Source organism: Streptomyces hainanensis, from assembly GCF_004348415.1.
Classification (GTDB): Bacteria; Actinomycetota; Actinomycetes; order Streptomycetales; family Streptomycetaceae; genus Streptomyces; species Streptomyces hainanensis.
In genome coordinates this window covers 1-3,081 of sequence record NZ_SMKI01000667.1, presented here as the reverse complement: position 1 = coordinate 3,081, position 3,081 = coordinate 1, and the positions used below count along the sequence as shown (strand labels likewise).

Below are 3,081 nucleotides of genomic sequence, written 5' to 3'. Positions count from 1 at the left end.
GACACCGCCCGACTCCCCGCCCCCGGCGGAGCCGACCGACCCGGGTCCCAACGACCCGGCACCGGACGGACGGTCACCGGGCGGCGGCCTCGCCGAAACCGGCACGTCCGGCCTCGGAAGCATGATCGCCCTCACCGCCGTACTGCTCGGCGCGGGCGCGACAGCGGTCCTGATCACCCGTCAGCGGCGCGTACGACGCCACTGACACCGGAAACACCTGGAAACACCCGACGGGCCGGTGCGCCGCACCGGCCCGTCGGCCGTCCGGTCCCGGTCCTGTTCCCGTAGCGGCCCCACCGCCGGGCTCGAAGGCTCCGTTCGGGGAGTTCGTCCCACGGGCGGCCCACTCGGTCGGCCGCCGAGTGGACCGGTTGCCCACGGCATGTGGTAGCCAGGCTCGGAAGCGCGACGCGGCGGGCGCCACCGGTGCGGTGCCGCGCGTCGTCGACCGGCCCCCTCCCGCGAGGAACCCCTCATGCGAGCGATCACCGTCCGCGACCGCGACGCCGGCGTCCGTGGTCTGACCCTCACCGACCTGCCGCATCCGCACGCGGCCGAGAACGACGTGGTCGTGCGCGTGCACGCCGCCGGGTTCACCCCCGGCGAGCTGGCCTGGCCCGGCACCTGGACCGACCGGGCCGGCCGCGACCGTACCCCCAGCGTGCCAGGGCACGAGCTGTCCGGCGTCGTGTCCGAACTCGGCTACGGCACCACCGGGTTGGGCGTCGGGCAACGCGTCTTCGGCCTGGCCGACTGGACCCGGAACGGCTCGCTCGCCCAGTACGTCGCGGTCGAGGCCCGCAACCTCGCGCCGCTGCCCGCCGACATCGACCACGTCACGGCCGCCGCGCTGCCCGTCTCCGGGCTCACCGCCTGGCAGGCCCTGTTCGACCACGCCCGGCTGACCACCGGCCAGACCGTGCTGATCCACGGCGCGGCCGGTGGTGTCGGCTCCCTGGCCGTCCAGTTGGCCCGGGAGGCCGGCGCCCGCGTGATCGGTACCGGCCGCGCCGACGACCGCACGACCGCGCTGGAACTGGGCGTGGACTCCTTCGTCGACCTGAAGGCCGACCCCCTTGAGGACATCGGCGCCGTCGACGTCGTCTTCGACGTGATCGGCGGCGACATCCTCGACCGGTCCACCGCCCTGGTCCGCCCCGGCGGCACGCTCGTCACCATCGCCCGTCCCGTCACCGTCCACCCCGAGGACGGCCGCGCCATCTTCTTCGTCGTCGAGCCCGACCGGGCCCGCCTCGCCGACCTCGCCACCCGGGTACGCGACGGACGACTCAGGCCGGTCATCGGCTCCGTGCGACCGCTGGCCGAGACCGCCGAGGCCTTCGCCCCCGACCGGCGCACCCCCGGCAAGACGATCATCCGCGTCGCGGACGACCAGTAGCCTCGACTCGAAGATCCCGACAGCGGCTCACCGGATCAGCTCGATGTGCGGATGATCCGGGGACGCCGGGCAGACGTGCGGTTGCCGATCGTAGCCCCCGGCGAGGTCGAGCCCGGTCGGGTTCCCCGGTGTGTGCGTGGGGGAGCGCCGTTCGCGCGAGGCGATGGTCGGCCCGTTCGGCCCGTTCGGCCCGTTCGGAGGCGGCCTGTTCGAACGCCTGGCGGGTGAGGCGTTCGGCCTCGGCGAGCTGCTCGGGCGTGCGCGCCGTCGGGGAGCCCTGCCGGACGGGCCGTCACCTGCCCGCATCATGCCGCGGGCCACTGACAACGCGGCCGACGATCCCGCGAGGCCGTCGGCGGAGTTGGCCGGCGCCTGGGTGGTTCTCCGGGGCGCGGAGGCGGGACCATCGGGGGGTGGCTGAAGGAACGAGGCCCGCGGTGCCGCGACCGGTGGCCGTGCGGCGCGAACTGGTGTCCGTGTCCACCGACGGCCTGCCCGCCGGCGACCGCTTCGACTGGTGGGGGCAGTTGATGCGGGAGCAGGTCATGGCGGTGTCGATGGCCAGTGAGCGTCCCGGGCGCTTTCGCGGGGGAGTCGACAGCATCGACGCCCCGCCCACGTGGGTGTCGGCGTTGTACCTCTCGTCGTTGTCGGGAACCCGAACGCGCACGCACATCCGGCGGCACGACCCGGAGGACTACTACCTGTTCGCGATCCGCGGGGGCCGGGTCGGGCTGGAACAGAACCGCGGCAGCTCCTCGCTCGGCGCCGGCGACCTGGGCCTGTACTCCACCTCCCGGCCCCTGGAGGCCGACTTCCGCGGTGACGGCCGGCCCGTCAGGTTGGAGATGATCCGCCTGCCCAGGGCGACGCTCCCGCTGCCCTTCGACACGGTGGACCGGCTGCTGGCCGAGCGCCTGCCCGCCGGGACCGGGGCGGGGGCGCTGTTGACCGGTTACCTGTCCGGGCTCCTGAAGCACGCGCGGGAGTGCGGCCCGGCCGAACTGGCAGGGCTGGGTTCCGTCGTGGCCGACCTGGCGGTGACGTTTCTCGCCGGGCGGCTGGACATCGCCGACGCCGTCCCGCCGGAGAGCCGGAGGCAGGCGCTGCTGGCCCGGATCGACGCGTTCGTCGAGCGCAACCTCGGCGATGCCGACCTGCGGCCCGCCGCCATCGCCGCGCACCACCACATCTCCGTGCGGACGCTGCACGAACTGTTCAGGGAGCGGCCGGAGACGGTCGGCGCGACGATCCGCCGGCGCCGGCTGGAACACTGCCGGGCCGACCTCGCCGATCCGCGGCTGCGGCACCGGACGATCGGTGAGATCGCCCTCGGGTGGGGATTCCGCCACCCGGCGGACTTCAGCCGGGCCTTCCGCGCCGCCTACGGCATGCCACCGGGAGAACTCCGGCAGGCGGCACTGCGCGGTCCGCCGAGAAGTGACACGCGGCCCACCGGGCCCGGATCGTGAACGGTGGGCCGGCGCGCAGGCATGGACACCGGCGAGCGGCCCCCGCAGTTCGTCGTCGTCTCCTGGGACGGCGCCGCCGCCCTCGACGGTCGCCGTCATCGTGCCGGCGCCGTCCCTCAGGCGGGCCAGCAACCCGGTGGCCACCAGGCCGAGGGAGCCGATCAGCAGTTCGTAGATGGCAAACAGCGGAGAGGCGAGCACGGCGAGCAC

3 protein-coding genes and 1 pseudogene are annotated in these 3,081 nt (G+C 74.5%); all 4 read left to right on the top strand.

The features are described 5' to 3' along the window. Positions 1–205: pseudogene (locus E1283_RS38380) on the top strand (hypothetical protein); the annotation flags it as partial. A gap of 270 nt (positions 206–475) precedes the next feature. Continuing rightward, positions 476–1,399, top strand: a complete 924-nt coding sequence (locus tag E1283_RS34395) for an NADP-dependent oxidoreductase (RefSeq protein WP_132822092.1) — start codon at positions 476–478, stop codon at positions 1,397–1,399. 437 nt (positions 1,400–1,836) lie between these two features. Further along, positions 1,837–2,871: an AraC-like ligand-binding domain-containing protein gene (locus E1283_RS34390; RefSeq protein WP_243745305.1), complete on the top strand. Its 1,035-nt coding sequence runs from the start codon at positions 1,837–1,839 to the stop codon at positions 2,869–2,871. A 3-nt stretch (positions 2,872–2,874) separates the two neighbouring features. Then, positions 2,875–3,081: hypothetical protein (locus E1283_RS38375; RefSeq protein WP_207930651.1), on the top strand; the 207-nt coding region annotated here is incomplete at its 3' end.

Excerpts from the sequence above, each read along its gene's own strand:
- E1283_RS34395 (WP_132822092.1), top strand. The coding sequence starts at position 476 with ATGCGAGCGATCACCGTCCGCGACCGCGACGCCGGCGTCCGTGGTCTG.